We start from the raw sequence: 15,523 nt of genomic DNA, 5'->3' as shown, positions 1-15,523 counted from the left end.
GCAGGCTGGTCATTCCTCCTCCAGGCCGTCGCTGACGGCCACGCCCTCGGGGAGGAGATCCAACCCCGAGCCATGCGCGGACGTCAGGATGAGCGAGGCGAAGTCCTGCTCGACATTGCCGTTGCCGACTTCCTGAGCGACGATGTTGCGTGTCACCGAGGCGACGGGCATGACGACGCCCAGTTCGCGCGCAGCCGCCAGACCGAGGTCGAAGTCCTTCTGGAGCAGCTCATGAGTGAACGTGGGCGTGAAGTCCAGATTCACCAGGGCAGGCGTCTTGTACTGAGTGAAGACGGACCCCATGACGGAGTCGTTCAGGAAGGAGAGGAATGCCTCCCTCGTGACACCGGACTTCTCAGCGAGAACCGTGATCTCGGCGAGAGACTGGGTCACGACACCGAGGAACACATTGTGCGCGATCTTCACGGTACGAGCGACTTCCCCCTCGCCGACGTACGTGACGCCGCGTCCCCACGTCTCCAGAAGTGGAAGCGCAACCGAGAAGACGTCGCGTGGGCCGGAGACGGCCACAGTGAGCTTGCCCGTCGAGATGACCTTCGGATTTCCGGAGACAGGTGTGGCCAGGAAGCCCACGCCGCGCGACTCGGCCTTCTCACGGACCATGGCGCTCGCCTGTGATGAGACCGTCGATGCATCGCCGATGATCTTCGGCACCCGGCTCTTGTCGGTGAGCAGACCATCGGGCCCGAGCATGACGTGCTCGAGGTCTGGGGATGCAGAGACCATGCTGAAGACGATGTCCCTGTCGGCCAACTCGACCGGCTTGTCCACGACGGTGGCACCGTACTCTGTCAGCGCCTCGGCCTTCGTACGCGTGCGGTTGTAGACCGCGACGTCGTATCCCGCATCCAGCAGGCGCTTTGCCAGTTGGTACCCCATACGTCCTACGCCGATCCAACCCACAGTCGCCTTAGCGGTCATAACGTGCTCCTTCATTTAACAATCGATTGCTTTTCCTTTGAGGTGCCGCGTACGCGCGCAACGCTGTTGCGCATCAGGCGTCGCTCACGGTGCCTCAAGGCTCTATTCCGCGGCGGCGACCCCACGCAGTTCGGGCGCGATCTGTTCGTACATCCATCGCCAGGGTGCTGCTTCTTCGAAGCGTGCGCACGCCGACATCAGCATTCCGTCCTCGAAACGAGGGGCGATGAGTTGGATGCCGAAGGGGAGGCCGTCGATGAGCCCGCCCGGCAGGGAAGCAGCCGGGTGCCCACTGAAGTTCGTGAGGTAGGTCAGGCACCAGCCGATGAGCGGATTCACCTGTTCACCGTCGACCATCGAGGGACCGACCGTCTCACCGTGCTCACGATTCTCCACCGCCAGAGCACCGACCGTCGGCGACGCGATGAAGTCGACCTGGTCGAAGAGCCCGTCGACGATGTCATGAACACGAGTGCGCATCATCTGGTCCCGCTGGAGGTCGTCGAAGCCGGCACCACCGGCGACGTCCATCCAGTGCAGGACATGATCCGGAAGCTGCGGGATCATGTCGAGTCCGGCCTGCCTGAATCCTTTGACAGCAGCAAGGTTGCCCGTACTGATCATGCGGCACCACAGGTCGCTCAACTCGGTTCGAGAGAACGGCAGTCGGACATCCAGGGGCACGATGATCGCCCCCTGCTGTTCGAACGCATTGAGGCTCGCCTCGACGGCTTCGGAGATGCGGCGATCGACCGCGAAGACTCCGAAGTCCCGCGTGTAACCGATACGTTTCCCGGCGATCGCGCCGTCGAGACTGCCGCTCCAGTCCACGGTCTCCCTCAGCGAGTATGGGTCGAGTCGATCACGACCGCTCAGCGCCTGGAGTGCGAGCGCCGCATCAGCCACGCTGCGGGTGATCGGCCCCTCGTAGACGAACGGCGCCGTACCGCCGAAGGCATTCGGTCGCATGACGATCGGTACGCGCCCGAATGAGGGCTGGAACCCGAATGTGCCGCTCCACGCTGACGGGATCCTGATCGATCCACCGCCGTCCGTGCCGTCGGCGACCGCGAGTACACCCGCCCCGACGAGTGCCGCGCTTCCTCCAGAGGAGCCACCGCTGTTACGCCGCAGGTCGAAAGGATTGCTCGTCGCGCCGAAAATTGCGTTGTCGCATGTCCCGCGGAATCCGAGTGCCGGGCTGTTGGTCGTCCCCACGATGATCGCACCCGCGGCTTCCATCCGGCGCGGAAACGTGGATGAGATGTCCCCGACGAATCCAGTGCGCTGGAGCGCTCCCCCGAAGGTGGACGGCCAACCCGGGTACATGTTGTACAGATCCTTCATCGCCGTCGGAACCCCCGCAAGGATTCCGACGTCCTCGCCGGCTTGGATGCGTCGCTGCAGTCGGCGTGCGGATTCTCGCGCGCCTTCGGGATCGATGTGAGTGAAAGCGTTGAGGTGCGGCTCCGCGTTCTCGATCGCGTTCAGCGCATCGTCCACGATCTCTTCAACGCTCCGATCCCCCGAGGTGACTGCGGCCGCGATCTCAGTGGCCTGCGCTCCGGCGAAAGTGGACATGATGGTTCCCAATCTGGTTGGTTGGCGATCGATTACTTGGGTCGAAGCCGCTGGGACGTCGCGCGCATGTGCATCGCGTCACGTCCGGACCGCTGCGATGGCGCTGACTTCGAAGTTGAGAGCCGCGGGAACGAGGCGCACGATTTCGACAGTGGTCGTCGTCGTGAGGTGGGGCAGTGACGTCTTGGTCACGGCCTCGACGACAGCGTTGTTCTTTTCGATGTCGCGGACGTACTTCGTCATCGACACGATGTCGCTCAGCGTCCCGCCAGCCGCGACCAGGATCCGCTCGAGGTTCCGATATGCCCGGATGACCTCTGCTTCAACAGAATCGGACGGCTCGTCGGACGTCGGAGGTCCGAGCACCCCTGCGACGAAGATGAGCTCGTGGTTGCCGACCACCCGAATCGCTGGCGTGAAGGGGAGGCCAGGGATTCCGTACACCTCCTCCGCCGAGCCGATCGACAGGAGGTGTTCAGCATCGCTGAATGGTTGCATGTGCTCTCCCTTCAGGTGACGAGCGCGAATGCGCCCGCATGGGGATGTGGACCGAGTACCGACTGATACCGTGCCGCGCACGCGGCTCGCACCCCGTGCGCGGCTCGGTTGTCACGTCACGAGGTACTCGCGGTTCTTGCTCGCAAGGTCGCGAGCGATCGTGGACCGGGCGAACTCCTCGTAGTCGTCGAGCCAGCGCTCCAGCAGGGTGCGGACGCCCTCATCGGTGAGGTCGCCTTCCTGAGTAAACTTCTCCCCCGCGTGGTTCACGTAGATCTCGGGGCGACCCATGACCTCGAGGTCGGAGTAGAGCGCGATCTTTCGCAGGTCCATCTGCGCGCGATTGGTGCCGATGGTGCCGATCGATGCGCCGATGATCCCCAGCGGCTTGTGCCGCAACGGGTTGAGCGCCGGAACGGGCAAAGTCTGCCAGTCGAAGAAGTTCTTCAGCACTGCCGGGAGCGAGTAGCAGAACTCCGGCGTTGCGATGATCACACCGTCGGCCGCACCGATCTGGCCGTGAACATGCTTCACGCTGTCCGGCACCTCGCCGAAGTAGTACTCGACGCTGGCGAACGGCAGGTCGGAGAGACCGTCGACCGGCGTGATGACCATGGTTCCGCGCTTCTGCGCGATCTCCTGCAGAGCCCGGATGAGGCCGGCGTTGTACGAGCCGGCGCGCTGACTCCCGCAGACTGCTGCGATCTGAATCTGTCCATCGGAATTGACCACTGTGACCCACCTTCAACTCGAGTAGTGCTGAAATCTCGTCACGCAACCGACCAACTCTGGCGGCATCGTTCTGAGGCGTGCGGCGACTCCAGGTGAAGTCGCCGGCATTGGGACGGATCCATGAATTCGTGCTGGATCCGGTGCTGTCGCACGATGTCACTCGCGGCAGCCACGGGTGTTCCTCCTAGAGGGTCGGCCCGATCGACTGGGTCTCGATGCCGAGAACATCACGCCCCAGGAGTTCGTATCCGACGCGACCGGAGAGCCCTGCATGGCGGCTTCCGACGGCGGTGTTCCGCCAGATCCGCTCCAGCGGGTTCACCTGGGAGAAGGTCGACGTACCGTGCGCGCTCGCCAGTGCGTCCACTGCCTCCCAGCACGCCTGTGCGACGTAGGCGCAGTCCGCTCGGTTCTTGGTCTTCTCGTGATCATTGGCCGGCCTCGATTCAGCGACGATCCGATCCAGATCATCGGCCACGGCTAGCATCCGCAGCCGCGCGGTCTCGATGATCTGGGTCGCCCGCCCCAACTCCACCTGAAAGGCGGCGGACTCCGCCTGTGTCCGGTAGGTCGTGGTCACGATCGGCCGCGAGGCTGCTTTGCCGGTGACCAGTTCGAGCGCATGCTCCGCTTCGCCGACCAGAGTGCTCACGATCGCAATGTTCAGCACAGAATAAATATGGGAGCGGTAGATGCCCTGGTAGACGCTGCTGTCGTAGTCGCGCCAGCGAAGGATTCGGTGCTCCGGGACGAAGACCCCGTCGATCACGGCCGTCGAGCTGGCCGTGGCACGCATCCCGGTGACGAACCACGTGTCGTCCACCGTGATGTCTTCGCGGGGCAGCAACACGAACCCGAGCTCTGCCCCCGGACCGAGACTCCCGTTCAGCGGTGCGGTGACGAAGATCCAGTCTGCGACGGTGACGCCTGACATGTAGGGCCAACGACCTGTGAGCTCGATACCCCCTTCGCGAGCCTCCGCGTGGCCTGACGGAGCGAGCACGCCGGCCCCGCGGACTCCGGCACCACCAGCCCAGATCTCCGCCTTGGCCTGCTCGCTGAACAGTGCGAACACGAATGCCGCCGCATTGTTCACACCCATGAACCAGCCGGCCGCCGCGTCGCCCTGGCCGAGCAGGATCGCAGTCTCAACGACGGTGCGGAATGATGCCTCGCCGCCACCAAACCGGGTCGGAGTCAGCAGAGACGTCAGACCGGCACTGGTGATCGCCTCGACGTCAGACGGGTCGAGGTGGCGCTCCGTGTCCGCGGCCGCGGCGTGAGAGCGCAGCTGGTCGCACATGCTGTGGGCGTGATCGATCGCTGTATCGCTTGCTCGGGTTTCGGGAGCGCTCGTCATCATCTACACCTTCCTCACCAGCACCGGATGGCACCGGCATCGCTATGTGGCGATCACACTACACAATCGATTGCAATGAAACAAGAGATCGAGAGAGAGGCGTGCGTGGGTTCCAGACCATTGGGAACTGCACGACAGGCGAGTCGTGCTCAGAATTTACTACAACCGATTGCAGTTGAGGCGCCTCCACCTCTAGCATGACACCAGGGCGCCGTGATCTGACCCGCAAACGGTGGCCACGGAAGGAAGCTGACGATGACACGACGAACGATCCTTCGAAACGCCCATGTGCTGGCTCTGGACGACCAGATCGGCGAACGCGGCGGTGATGTGCTGATCGAGGACGGCGTCATCATCGAGATCGCCGAATCGATTCGCGCCGACGCCGCCGATATCGTCGAACTTGGCGGTGCGATCGTGATGCCGGGCCTCGTGGACACGCACATCCACCTGTGGCAGTCCGCGATCCGTGGTATCGCCTCCGGGACGTGGGCACGCGAGTACTTCGGCCTCGTGCATCCGCTGTCGGGCAGGTTCCGCGCATCAGACATGCATGCGTCCACTCTCGGAGGCGCCATCGAGCTCCTGCTGTCCGGGACCACCACGGTCTTCGATTTCTGTCACGCGACCAACTCCCGCGAGCATGCGGAGGCCTCATTGCAGGCGCTCGACGAATCCGGCATCCGCGGTCTCTTCGGGTTCTGTTTTCGTCATCGTCCAGAGGCCGTCGTGGAAGGATTCACGACGCTCCAGGAGCGGTTCGATGTTCTCGCAGAACTCGTCTCAGACTGGAAGAGTCATGATCGGCTGGGCCTGGGCGTCGCCCTCAACAACATCGACCACGTCCCTCCAAGGGTGCATGCCGAGGAGGTCGGCGCGGCACGGTCACTGGGATTGCGCCAGAGCTTGCACTCGAACCTGCCTGGACAGGTCGCGCTGTCAGCGCGGAACGGGCTCCTCGGCGAAGACTTGAGCTGGGTGCACGCTGCCGCCATCGACGACGATGAGATCGCTCTGCTCGCCGAGCACGGCGGTTCCATCGCCTTCACACCTGAAGTGGAGGCGGCGATGATGGGCGTCGCACCTCGCGTTGGCGCCGCACGACGTCGCGGTGTTCCCGTCTCCATCGGAACAGACGTTCCGTCGGGTATCAACGGCAGCCTGTTCGCGCAGCTCCGGATCGCTCGAGCGGTGACCCGGACGATCGACACACAGACCGAACGCGCTCAGAACCGACCTGGCACGCGAACGGCGTCGCATCCGAGCCTCGACACGATGGACTTGCTGCGGATGGCGACGATCGACGGTGCACGCGTGCTCGGGCTCGAGAAGCAGATCGGCACGGTCACGCCAGGAAAGCGCGCTGACCTGCTCGTCATCGACACGGCGCCGTTCGGTCTGGGCGCCGGCACCGCCGCTGATTTCGTCGTGTACCAGGCCACGGCGCGTAATCTCCGCAGCGTCTATGTCGACGGCGAGTTGGTGGTCCACAACGGCACCCACCTCACGTCCGACATGAACGTCGTGCGACGCAGACTGGACGATGCCCGCGATTGGGTGCTCGGCTGGACCGCAGAAAGCGAGTGGCCGGAGATCGACGAGGAGTTGCGCGCCCGGTACGAAGCCGGGCAGGGCAAGGCATCCTGATGCTGATGAGTTCCAGGGGCGGCTGACAAGAGGCGGCTCGTATCGTATACGCATGGACAGCACGCAGGCTCAACCACTCCGGATCGCGCTCGGCGGTCACATCCTGACCCTTGATGATCACTCCTCGCGCGCAACCGCAATGGCATGGTGCGATGGCGCCGTCGTGGCCGTCGGCAGCGATCGTGACGTACTGGCACTGACCGGCGCCGATCCTGCTGATGCGGTGGACTTCGCGGGTCGAACCGTCATCCCCGGCCTCACGGACGCCCACGCTCACCTGGACCGCTACGGTCTCGGTGCAGATCTCCCCGGCTTCGAGGACTGCGTGAGCGTCGCCGATGTGCTCGAAGTGATCGCGCACGCGGTCGAGACCCGGGAGCCGGGCGAGTGGATCGTGACTCGGCCGATCGGGGCGCCGCCGCACTACGAGCGTGCCCGATTGGGTGAGGGTTCTCTCGTCCCGACTCGTGCGCAACTCGACCGGGTCGCCCCCGACAACCCGGTGTACATCCGCCCGATCTGGGGTTACTGGAATGCGGAGCTCGACCTTGTTTCGGCGGCGAACACCGCCGCACTCCGGGCGGCCGGTATCGATCTGCGCACGACGCGGTCGCCCAGCGCCACGGTCGAGCTCCTCCGCGACTCGTCAGGAGAGTTGACGGGCGTCTTCGTCGAGCGCGTCCGAAACCCCATCCTCGAGCACACCCTGCTGGCAGATGCGCCGACGTTCACGACCGCGCAACGAGCCAGGGCGATCAGGGCCGGAGCTGCCGCTTACGCGGGCTATGGCACCACCGCTTTCTTCGAGGGCCACGGGCTGTCGGACGATGTCCTGGACGCCTACCAGCAGGTTGGTGCTGGGGGCTTGCGTGCGTCCCTGATGTGGAGTTCCAACTGGACTCAGGATGATCCGGATGAGGTCGGCGCGCTGCTGGCCGGCCGGCGACGCCAACTGCAGGCGGCCGATTCGCGCCTTGATCTGCAGGGGGTGTTCGTCGAGATCGATGACGGCTCCGGCGATGCCGCGCTGCGCGCTCGGGGACGTTCACACTCCGGCTGGGCCGGCTTTACGACGGGAGCGGCGCTTCCCGAGGAGCAGCTTCTTCGCCTCTTGCACAGGGCGGCTGAGGCAGGCATCCGCGTGTCGGGCCTAGACGCGCGCCTGCTGCCTCTCATCGCCGAAGTCGACGCCGTCACACCTGTCACGCCGCTGGGCTGGGTGCTGTCGCACCACCCCGTTCTGTCTCCGGAACAGATCGATCAGATCGCACACTTGGGGATGATGGTGACCACCATCGCGCCGTACACCCTGATTCGAGGCGGCGACGCACTCCTCCGCGGTGGTTCGGCCCCGGGAAGCATTCTGCCTCTGCCTGCACTGAAAGCTGCCGGAGTGCCGTTCGCGTTCGGTAGCGATAACGTTCCGATCTCGATCTGGGAGTCGATCTACGCGGTAACCGAGCGCCTCACCGAGAGCGGAGCCGCTATTGGACCGGAGAATGCCCTGTCTCGCGAGGAAGCCCTGATCGCAGCCGCGAGGGGCGGGGCCTCGGCCACCGGAGAGCAGGATACTCGCGGGGCACTGGCGACGGGCATGGCGGCGGATTTCGCCGTGCTCGACCACGATCCGCTTACTTGCCCCGCGAGCGCACTCAGAGCGATCCGCGCCTCAGCCATCGTCATCGGAGGGGATGTGGTCCACGGAACGCTGTAGCCATCTCCCGAATGCAATGGGTTGCAGTTTTCCCGGGAGCATGCGTAAATGGACGCCACGGGCAAGTTCGTATACGAACATCGCGACTATGGCCCGGTAACGACCGCTTTTGATAGATGCTCCAACCCACCCGTCAATGGAGGCACCGTGTCCGCTCGTCACCGTTTCCGAACCACCGTCCTTCCTGCTCTTCTGGTGAGCGTTCTCGCGGTCAGCGCCTGCGCAGGCGAGACCGGCGACAGCACCAGCGGCGATTCGGAGAAGCCGATCGCCCGCATCGTCACTGTCGGCACCCCCGGCACCAACGTGGGGTTCCTCTTCGACGACATCCCTATGGCCGTCGAAGCAGCCGGAGGCGGGGCGGAGGACGCTGGCTACTTCCCCTCCACCCAGCCAGCCCTCGAAGCACTCAGCGGCGGTGCGGCAGACTTCGCCACGATCGTGACCTCCGGGGCACTCACCGGACTCACCGGCACCGGCGACTACCTCTTCCTCGGCGTGGCCAAGGCCTCGGCAGGACAGAGCTCGTCGATCGTGGTGCCGGCCGGCAGCGACATCAAGACGGTGGAAGACCTGGCCGGCAAGTCGGTCGCGGTCACCAAGGGCGCGGCCGGCGAGTACATCGTGGACCAGGCGATGCTCAACCACGGCATGCCGGCCGACTCGATCAAGAAGGTCTACCTCGGCCCAGGCGACGCGGCCGGCGCGTTCATCCAGGGTTCGATCGACGCATGGGCGGCCTTCGACATCTTTATCCCTGCGGCCGTCACCAAGATGGGAGCACGTGTGCTGATCACCGGCGATGACGAGTTGACCGGAAAGTTCGACTACCCGGTGCTCGTCGTGACCCGTTTCTTCGCCGAGGCGCACCCCGAGGTCACGGCCGCCGTGCTGAAGGGCTACACCAAAGGCGGTCAGCACGTGATCGAGGATCCCGACGAGTATCTGTCGATCCAGAAGACCGCGAACGACTTCAGCCCGGAGCAGATGGACTACATCTTCGATCGGCTGCTCGTGTACGAAGCCTACGACGCTCAGACGCTCGCCGAGCTTCAGGAGAGCATCGACAGCTGGAACGAGATCGGTACGCTGAGCGAGAAGCTCGCGGCGAAGGACATCGTGTTCGACGTCGCTTCTGTTCCCGCGAGCTGACCGCGGCCCTGTCATGGCGACGCAAAATTCCTCCGCTCTCACCGAACCCCACGCGAGAAACATCGGGCCCGAACCGCGTCACGCACCCAAGCGCACTCAGTGGTGGTCGCGCATGAAGCCGTTGCGCACGGCCGGACCGGTCATCGTCCTGGTGTTGTGGCAGGTCACGACCATGACCGGTCTGGTGCCGCCGACCGTCCTGCCTCCGCCTTCCGAGGTGTTCGTCACGGGGTGGGAACTCTTGCAGACGGGTGAACTCCAGATGCACCTGCTGGTGTCCCTGGAGCGAATCGCCTATGCCGTCCTGCTCGGCGTGAGCATCGGTTTGGTGATGGCACTCCTCTCCGGCATCTGGAAGGTCGGCGACGCGCTGATCGATCCCCTCATGCAGATGATGCGCACCGTGCCGGTCCTCGCGCTGGTTCCGCTGTTCATCCTCTGGTTCGGTATCGGCGAGCCGTCCAAAGTGCTCATGATCGCGCTGGCTGTGGTGTTCCCGGTGTACCTGAACACATACGCCGGCATCCGCGGGGTCGATCGCAAGCTCATGGAGGTGGGGACGATCGTGCGACTCACACCCATCGGACGGATCCGGCACATCGTGCTTCCCGGCGCGCTGCCCGGATTCCTGACTGGTCTGCGGATGTCACTGGGCGTGGCCTGGCTGATCCTTGTCATCAGCGAGCAGGTCAATGCCAACGAGGGCGTCGGGTACCTCATGAACAACGCGCGTTTGTATTTGCGCACAGACGTGATCGTGCTCGGCATCCTGATCTACGCGGCTGCGGGCTATCTGTCCGACCTGCTCGTGAGGCTCATCGAGAAGCGCACACTGGCCTGGCGTCAGGGATTGGAGACGGTATGAGTGCGAAGGCACCCGAGAAGGCAGATGTTGGCCTCGGTGCCCTTGTCGTGTCGCTGCGCGACGTGTCGCGCTCGTTTGGGGATACGAAGGTGCTCTCGGATATCGACCTCGACATCGAGAGTGGACAATTCGTCGCGCTGCTCGGGCGGTCGGGAACCGGCAAGAGTACGCTCCTGCGGATCGTGACGGGACTCGACACCGGTGCGACTGGCCGGATCGCCGTCACCGACCGCCTCTCCGTCGGCTTCCAGGAACCTCGACTGCTGCCGTGGAAGAAGGTATGGCGCAACGTCGCACTCGGGCTTCCCGGTTCCGACCTGAAGCGGCGGGCCCAGCGCACCTTGCAGGAGGTCGGGCTCGAGCACCGCGCGGATGCCTGGCCGCTCACGCTCTCAGGCGGGGAGGCCCAGCGGGCCTCTCTCGCGAGGGCGCTCATCCGCGAGCCTCAGCTGATGGTCCTTGATGAGCCGTTCGGTGCGCTGGACGCTTTGACGAAGATCAAGATGCACGCGCTGCTGCTCGAGTTGTTCCGCGCCCACCGGCCCGGAGTCCTGCTTGTGACCCACGACGTGGAGGAGGCGATCCTGCTCGCCGATCGAGTGTTGGTCATGGAGGGCGGGAAGTTCGTTTCGGACACCCAGATCGATCTGCCGCATCCCCGCACCAAGGCGGGCGGGTCTTTCGTGAAGTTGAGAACGAAACTGCTGGCTGACCTCGGCGTCACTGACGTCGCCTGACGTCGCTGGAGTGCGCTCGGTTGGGCACGGTGCTACCCGTCTCATGCCGCGGTCTGACCGACCCGTGCCGTTTCCGTCGACGGCGCCCGTCGTCCGTCGGCCGTCGGCCGTCGGCGCGTCGTAGGACAACCAGTATCAGCAGCATGAGCACGACGACGATCGCGGCATCGATTCCGATGCCGACCCGAAGTGCGAAGAGGCTGGTGAGGCCGCCGGCTGCGATCGTGATGGCGGAGACGATGGGCGTTCCGAGGGTCATGCTGACTTGCTGGGTCATGGTGACGAGACCAGTGGCGAGTCCGTGCTGTTCCGCGTCGATCCCCGAGGTGGCGGCGACGAGGAACGTGACGACGGCGACCATGTGCCCCCCGGCGGCGATGGATCCGAGGATGGAGTAGAGGACTGTCGAGAAGGCGCCGCCGTCCACGACGACCAGCACTGCGACGACTTGCCACGCCGTTGCCAATTCCTTCTCATCATCGCACGCTCGCACACCGCGCGAGCGTGCAATGCACGAGCGAATCCGATGATCACCGTCGCCGCACTCTAGGAGCCGCATCCAATCTCGCTCGAGCTTCCTCGCGGCGGACGGGACGGCATCTCAACGCGTCGCTCTTCGCGGGCAATGTGCGGTTCGACTATTCGCCAGAGCAGACCACATCGACGAGGTTCCGCTCCACCCATTCGCGCAGAGTCGTGGTCGAGATGCCGTGGCGCGAGTTGAACGTGCCTTCCTTCTCCCAGGCCACGCCGCGTCCCTGCGCGAACGCTGCGCGGTACTTCCTGGTCATGTTGTCTGGGTCGGCGGCGAGTTCAGCCATGAGGAGGGGCTCCGACCATACGCGTAGCTCAAACGAGCGCCCCAGAACCTGTTCCAGCGTTTCCGCCAGCTGGCCGTAAGTGATGGTATCGCCGGCGACGTAGACGATCTCGTTCCGGATCCGCGGCTCGGCGAACAGGATCGCCGCGGTGAGCGCACCGATGTCTTCCGGGGTCGTAACGGTGACGGCGGTGTCCGGGGTGCCAAGTGCGTTCACGGTGTCATTCGGCAGGTCGACCATCCCCGACCCGGGCTCGAAGAGGTAATTCATGAACATGCCTGTGGATATGATCACCCACTCGGTGTCGTCCTGTGATCGGAGGAGGTCTCGCACGTCGAGCTGTGAGTCGAAGATGTCCTGAGGGCTCCCGCGCCCGATCACATCGAAGTCGACTCCGAACTGCCACGGGAAGTACCGTGGGAGCTTCGCCTGCAGCGCCGCCTGCGCAACCTTCATTGGGGTGTCAAGACCGGCGGTGATCCCGGTACAGCCGATGACAGTGTCGTAGTCCGAAAAGATCGCCGCGAGGTCGTCGATGGTGCTCTCCACCAGGTCGCCGGCGACGATCCCGATGCCAAGGGCGCGGATCTCCGCAACGTCGCGCTGCTTCGCCGGAACCGTTGAATCGATCGTGTAGGCGCGCAGCAGCACATCCACGGAGGCTCCCGGCATGTCCGCCACCCGGCGCGCGACGTTGCGCAGCACGGGCATTCCGAGTTCGCCCGCCCCAATGACGAGGATCCTCCGCGACGAGCCGTCCCAGCTGCGCACTGACATGTGTTCTTCCTTTCCTGCGGCATCTCGAGGATCGCGATGCCGTTCACAAAGCGTAAATTTTGACATCAGTGTCAAGGTCAAATCGATCACCCCCGACAGAAGGATGCACCTGATGAGGATCAGCGAGGCTGCGGCGGAGATCGGCGCGCCGGCGCGGATGCTGCGTTACTACGAGCAACAGGGACTCATCGAGGCATCACGCTCGGGAAACGGGTACCGCGACTACTTCGAAGAGCAGGTGGAACACGCCCGCCACGTCCGTGCCCTCGTCGAAGCGGGGCTCTCCACTCGCATGATCAAGATAGTGCTGGACATTGAGTCCCCCGCAGCCGACCGGCCGTCGACGGCGGAGAATCGCGCCTCCGCCGTAGAGCTGGCGAGAGAGCTGCGTGTGGTGGAGAACCGCATCCTCTGCCTACAGAAGAGCCGCGAGGCCGTCATCGGCTATCTCCAGAACTCCGCCCACGCAGATCTGCTCACGGCCAGCCCCCATTTATCGGGCGCGGACGCGGGAGAGCGGGACGAAGCGCCGACCGACACGCTCCGCCCGCATTCGCGCTGATTAGGAACGGATGGCGAAGCCACCGGTCCAGGGCACCTCTTCGCGCACCGCGAGGACGAGCTGCAGGAATCCGAGCGCCTCGAGTTCCCGCGCCCGCTTCAGCGACCCCGCGTCGGTCACGGAGACGCCGCTGGCCGAGATGATCTCGGTCAGCTGCGCTTTGGCCTGGTCGTCGTCACTCGCCACGATCACGGTCGTGGGGACTCCGCCCACCTCGCGCGACCCGAGGGTGGCGGCGAAATTGGTGTTAAAGGCCTTCACGACCTTCGCGTCGGGAACCGCTCGCTGGAACTCAGCAGCAGCGGAGGAGTCGGCGGGCACTGTGAGTGCGTCGAACGTGTCGAAATCGACCGGATTGGTGACATCGACGACGATCTTGCCCTGCAGCTGCTCGGCGTACGTCTCAATAACGTCTGCGACCGCAGGGTAAGGAATTGCGAGCACGACGATCTCACCCGTCAGCGCCTCCCCGAAGGCGGCCGCCGTGCCTCCGACCTGCTCTGCCAGGGCGGCAGCTTTCGCCGAGTCCCTCGCGACAGCCTGCACCGACGCGCCGCCCTTCGCGAGGATACCGGCGATCGCCGAGCCCATGTTCCCTGTTCCGATGATGGAGATGCTTGCCACGTTTCCGTCCTCCTGCTCAATTAGGTTGCAACTACAACTACTTCTCACAACCTACTCTCGGCCTGATCTGTTCCCCCTAGAGTTGGTGCGATATGTCCTACAAAGTCCCTCGGATGACCGATGAGCAATCTCGCGCCTGGTTGGCGCTCGTCTGGACGGCGGAGCTGCTCCCGGCAGCGCTCGACGCGCAACTGCAGGCGGACTCCGGTCTGACACACTTCGAGTTCATAGTCATCGGCACACTGCAGCAGGCGAAGAACAGCACTCTGCGCACGAAGGACCTCGCCTCCGCCACGAACTCGACGCTGCCTCGCCTGTCGAGGGTCGTCGGTAAACTCGCAGTTCGCGACCTGGTGGAACGCATCGGAGCAGATGACGATGCCCGCGTCGTGAATGTCAGGCTCACCGCGGCAGGGCGACGTGAACTCATCCGCGCGGTACCTGATCACATCGCGCTCGCCAAGTCGGTCGTCATCGACCATCTGTCCGTCGACGATCTCCGAGCTTTGACCCGCATTCTGGCGCCGCTCGTCGAGCGACTCGATCCGCTCCACCGCGTCGGGTTCGCTGCGGCCGAGAGATCCTCCTCCCGCTGAGCGGGATTCCTGTCCGACGGCCGTCAGTCCTGTCGGCGCGTGATCTCCGCCATCGCCGACCAGTCGAGCCTGGCGAGCTCTTCATCCTGGAGCGTCTGCTCGAAGATGTCAGTGAGAACCGACGCAGTCGGCAGGGCTGCACGGAACTCCTGCGCAGCCGACCGTGCCAGATTGAGATCCTTGAGTCCCAGCTCCGCCGAGAATCCGACGGGCAGATACCCGCGTTCGGCGATCATCTTGCCGTATCCGGTGTATGCGCTCCCGGTGTAGGCGGCGTCGGTCAGGATCTCGACGAAGACCGAACCGTCGACACCTCCCCGCTCGATCAGGTTGACCGACTCGGCCAGCGCCTGCAGCGTGTGGATGAGGTTGTAGTTGACCCCGATCTTGACGAGGTTCGCACGCTCCGGTTGGTCGCCGAGGCGCCAGGTGCGCTTTCCGAGAACCGTCAGGAACTCTTCGGCACGGTCCAGAGCGGCCTCAGGTCCGGCGGCGACGATGTTCAGACCACCGCTTGCTGCCAGGTGAGGGCGGCCCAGCACCGGAGCGGCGACATAGTCGACACCAGCCTCGCGATGACGCGCGACCAGATCCCGCACGGTATCGAGACTCAGCGTCGACATGTTGACGTGCACCGAGCCGGCCGCACTGCGGAGTGTCTCGTCGGAGAAGACCGCGTTTGCGGCCGCGTCGTTCGCGAGCATCGAGACCGCGACTCCGGCGCGAAGCGCCTCGGCGGGTGTCGCCACCGGTCGGGCTCCGGCCGCAACGAGCGGCTCCAGCGGCGCGCGCGATCGGTTCCAGACGAGCACCTCGTGCCCCGCATCGATGAGACGGCGAGCCATGCCTGCGCCCATGGTGCCAAGGCCGAGGAAACCAACTGTTGTCACGAGAAACTCCGTTCGATAGTCCTGG

General features: G+C 64.6%; 16 protein-coding genes. 7 read left to right on the top strand and 9 right to left on the bottom strand.

Annotation, left to right across the window (positions count from 1 at the left end; translation table 11 throughout):
• Nucleotides 1–9 precede the first annotated feature (9 nt).
• The 5 genes from MRBLWO13_RS08620 to MRBLWO13_RS08600 all read right to left on the bottom strand — a co-directional run bounded on the left by MRBLWO13_RS08620 (nt 10) and on the right by MRBLWO13_RS08600 (nt 5,113).
• Complete coding sequence (locus tag MRBLWO13_RS08620) at nt 10–942, bottom strand: NAD(P)-dependent oxidoreductase (RefSeq protein WP_341977968.1); 933 nt, start codon at nt 940–942, stop codon at nt 10–12.
• A 102-nt stretch (nt 943–1,044) separates the two neighbouring features.
• Nucleotides 1,045–2,523: an amidase gene (locus tag MRBLWO13_RS08615; protein WP_341977966.1), complete on the bottom strand. Its 1,479-nt coding sequence runs from the start codon at nt 2,521–2,523 to the stop codon at nt 1,045–1,047.
• Nucleotides 2,524–2,601: 78 nt separating this feature from the next.
• Nucleotides 2,602–3,021 carry a RidA family protein gene (locus MRBLWO13_RS08610; RefSeq protein ID WP_341977964.1) on the bottom strand — a complete coding sequence of 140 codons (420 nt, stop codon included), beginning with the start codon at nt 3,019–3,021 and terminating at the stop codon, nt 2,602–2,604.
• A gap of 111 nt (nt 3,022–3,132) precedes the next feature.
• Complete coding sequence (locus MRBLWO13_RS08605) at nt 3,133–3,753, bottom strand: NADPH-dependent FMN reductase (RefSeq protein ID WP_341977962.1); 621 nt, start codon at nt 3,751–3,753, stop codon at nt 3,133–3,135.
• 184 nt (nt 3,754–3,937) lie between these two features.
• A complete protein-coding gene (locus tag MRBLWO13_RS08600) occupies nt 3,938–5,113 on the bottom strand; it encodes a hypothetical protein (protein WP_341977960.1) in 1,176 nt (391 codons plus the stop codon).
• Between the two features lie 255 nt (nt 5,114–5,368).
• Here MRBLWO13_RS08600 and MRBLWO13_RS08595 point away from each other — a divergent pair, with 255 nt between their 5' ends.
• The 5 genes from MRBLWO13_RS08595 (at nt 5,369) to MRBLWO13_RS08575 (ending at nt 11,228) form a co-directional block, all read left to right on the top strand.
• On the top strand, nt 5,369–6,760 hold the full coding sequence (locus MRBLWO13_RS08595) for an amidohydrolase family protein (protein ID WP_341977958.1): 1,392 nt from the start codon (nt 5,369–5,371) through the stop codon (nt 6,758–6,760).
• Between the two features lie 52 nt (nt 6,761–6,812).
• Nucleotides 6,813–8,474, top strand: a complete 1,662-nt coding sequence (locus MRBLWO13_RS08590; RefSeq protein WP_341977956.1) for an amidohydrolase family protein — start codon at nt 6,813–6,815, stop codon at nt 8,472–8,474.
• Nucleotides 8,475–8,621: 147 nt separating this feature from the next.
• Nucleotides 8,622–9,626: an ABC transporter substrate-binding protein gene (locus tag MRBLWO13_RS08585; protein WP_341977955.1), complete on the top strand. Its 1,005-nt coding sequence runs from the start codon at nt 8,622–8,624 to the stop codon at nt 9,624–9,626.
• 112 nt (nt 9,627–9,738) lie between these two features.
• A complete protein-coding gene (locus tag MRBLWO13_RS08580; protein ID WP_341977953.1) occupies nt 9,739–10,491 on the top strand; it encodes an ABC transporter permease in 753 nt (250 codons plus the stop codon).
• Nucleotides 10,488–11,228 (top strand): ABC transporter ATP-binding protein, encoded by a 741-nt coding sequence (locus MRBLWO13_RS08575; RefSeq protein ID WP_341977951.1) that lies wholly within the window; start codon nt 10,488–10,490, stop codon nt 11,226–11,228. The genes MRBLWO13_RS08580 and MRBLWO13_RS08575 overlap by 4 nt, the downstream gene beginning before the upstream one ends.
• On the opposite strand, the gene MRBLWO13_RS08570 is transcribed toward MRBLWO13_RS08575, so the two are convergent.
• Complete coding sequence (locus MRBLWO13_RS08570; protein WP_341977949.1) at nt 11,212–11,694, bottom strand: hypothetical protein; 483 nt, start codon at nt 11,692–11,694, stop codon at nt 11,212–11,214. The genes MRBLWO13_RS08575 and MRBLWO13_RS08570 overlap by 17 nt on opposite strands.
• A gap of 172 nt (nt 11,695–11,866) precedes the next feature.
• Nucleotides 11,867–12,916 (bottom strand): aromatic alcohol reductase, encoded by a 1,050-nt coding sequence (locus MRBLWO13_RS08565; protein ID WP_341977947.1) that lies wholly within the window; start codon nt 12,914–12,916, stop codon nt 11,867–11,869.
• 22 nt (nt 12,917–12,938) lie between these two features.
• On the opposite strand from MRBLWO13_RS08565, the gene MRBLWO13_RS08560 reads away from it, so the two are divergent.
• Nucleotides 12,939–13,388, top strand: a complete 450-nt coding sequence (locus tag MRBLWO13_RS08560) for a MerR family transcriptional regulator (RefSeq protein ID WP_341977945.1) — start codon at nt 12,939–12,941, stop codon at nt 13,386–13,388.
• Here MRBLWO13_RS08560 and MRBLWO13_RS08555 read toward each other — a convergent pair whose 3' ends face one another.
• Complete coding sequence (locus MRBLWO13_RS08555; protein WP_341977943.1) at nt 13,389–14,012, bottom strand: NADPH-dependent F420 reductase; 624 nt, start codon at nt 14,010–14,012, stop codon at nt 13,389–13,391.
• A gap of 113 nt (nt 14,013–14,125) precedes the next feature.
• On the opposite strand from MRBLWO13_RS08555, the gene MRBLWO13_RS08550 reads away from it, so the two are divergent.
• Nucleotides 14,126–14,608, top strand: a complete 483-nt coding sequence (locus MRBLWO13_RS08550) for a MarR family winged helix-turn-helix transcriptional regulator (RefSeq protein ID WP_341977941.1) — start codon at nt 14,126–14,128, stop codon at nt 14,606–14,608.
• A gap of 23 nt (nt 14,609–14,631) precedes the next feature.
• On the opposite strand, the gene MRBLWO13_RS08545 is transcribed toward MRBLWO13_RS08550, so the two are convergent.
• On the bottom strand, nt 14,632–15,498 hold the full coding sequence (locus MRBLWO13_RS08545) for an NAD(P)-dependent oxidoreductase (RefSeq protein ID WP_341977939.1): 867 nt from the start codon (nt 15,496–15,498) through the stop codon (nt 14,632–14,634).
• Between the last annotated feature and the right edge of the window lie 25 nt (nt 15,499–15,523).

It is taken from the genome of Microbacterium sp. LWO13-1.2 (genome assembly GCF_038397725.1).
In the GTDB taxonomy this organism is placed as follows: Bacteria; Actinomycetota; Actinomycetes; order Actinomycetales; family Microbacteriaceae; genus Microbacterium.
The sequence above is the reverse complement of the archived record's forward strand: the minus strand, read 5'-3'. Positions and strand labels throughout refer to the sequence as shown.

Coding starts and splice junctions, on each gene's coding strand:
- MRBLWO13_RS08620 (WP_341977968.1), bottom strand. CDS start 942: ATGACCGCTAAGGCGACTGTGGGTTGGATCGGCGTAGGACGTATGGGG.
- MRBLWO13_RS08615 (WP_341977966.1), bottom strand. CDS start 2,523: ATGTCCACTTTCGCCGGAGCGCAGGCCACTGAGATCGCGGCCGCAGTC.
- MRBLWO13_RS08610 (WP_341977964.1), bottom strand. CDS start 3,021: ATGCAACCATTCAGCGATGCTGAACACCTCCTGTCGATCGGCTCGGCG.
- MRBLWO13_RS08600 (WP_341977960.1), bottom strand. CDS start 5,113: ATGACGAGCGCTCCCGAAACCCGAGCAAGCGATACAGCGATCGATCAC.
- MRBLWO13_RS08595 (WP_341977958.1), top strand. CDS start 5,369: ATGACACGACGAACGATCCTTCGAAACGCCCATGTGCTGGCTCTGGAC.
- MRBLWO13_RS08590 (WP_341977956.1), top strand. CDS start 6,813: ATGGACAGCACGCAGGCTCAACCACTCCGGATCGCGCTCGGCGGTCAC.
- MRBLWO13_RS08580 (WP_341977953.1), top strand. CDS start 9,739: ATGAAGCCGTTGCGCACGGCCGGACCGGTCATCGTCCTGGTGTTGTGG.
- MRBLWO13_RS08575 (WP_341977951.1), top strand. CDS start 10,488: ATGAGTGCGAAGGCACCCGAGAAGGCAGATGTTGGCCTCGGTGCCCTT.
- MRBLWO13_RS08560 (WP_341977945.1), top strand. CDS start 12,939: ATGAGGATCAGCGAGGCTGCGGCGGAGATCGGCGCGCCGGCGCGGATG.
- MRBLWO13_RS08550 (WP_341977941.1), top strand. CDS start 14,126: ATGACCGATGAGCAATCTCGCGCCTGGTTGGCGCTCGTCTGGACGGCG.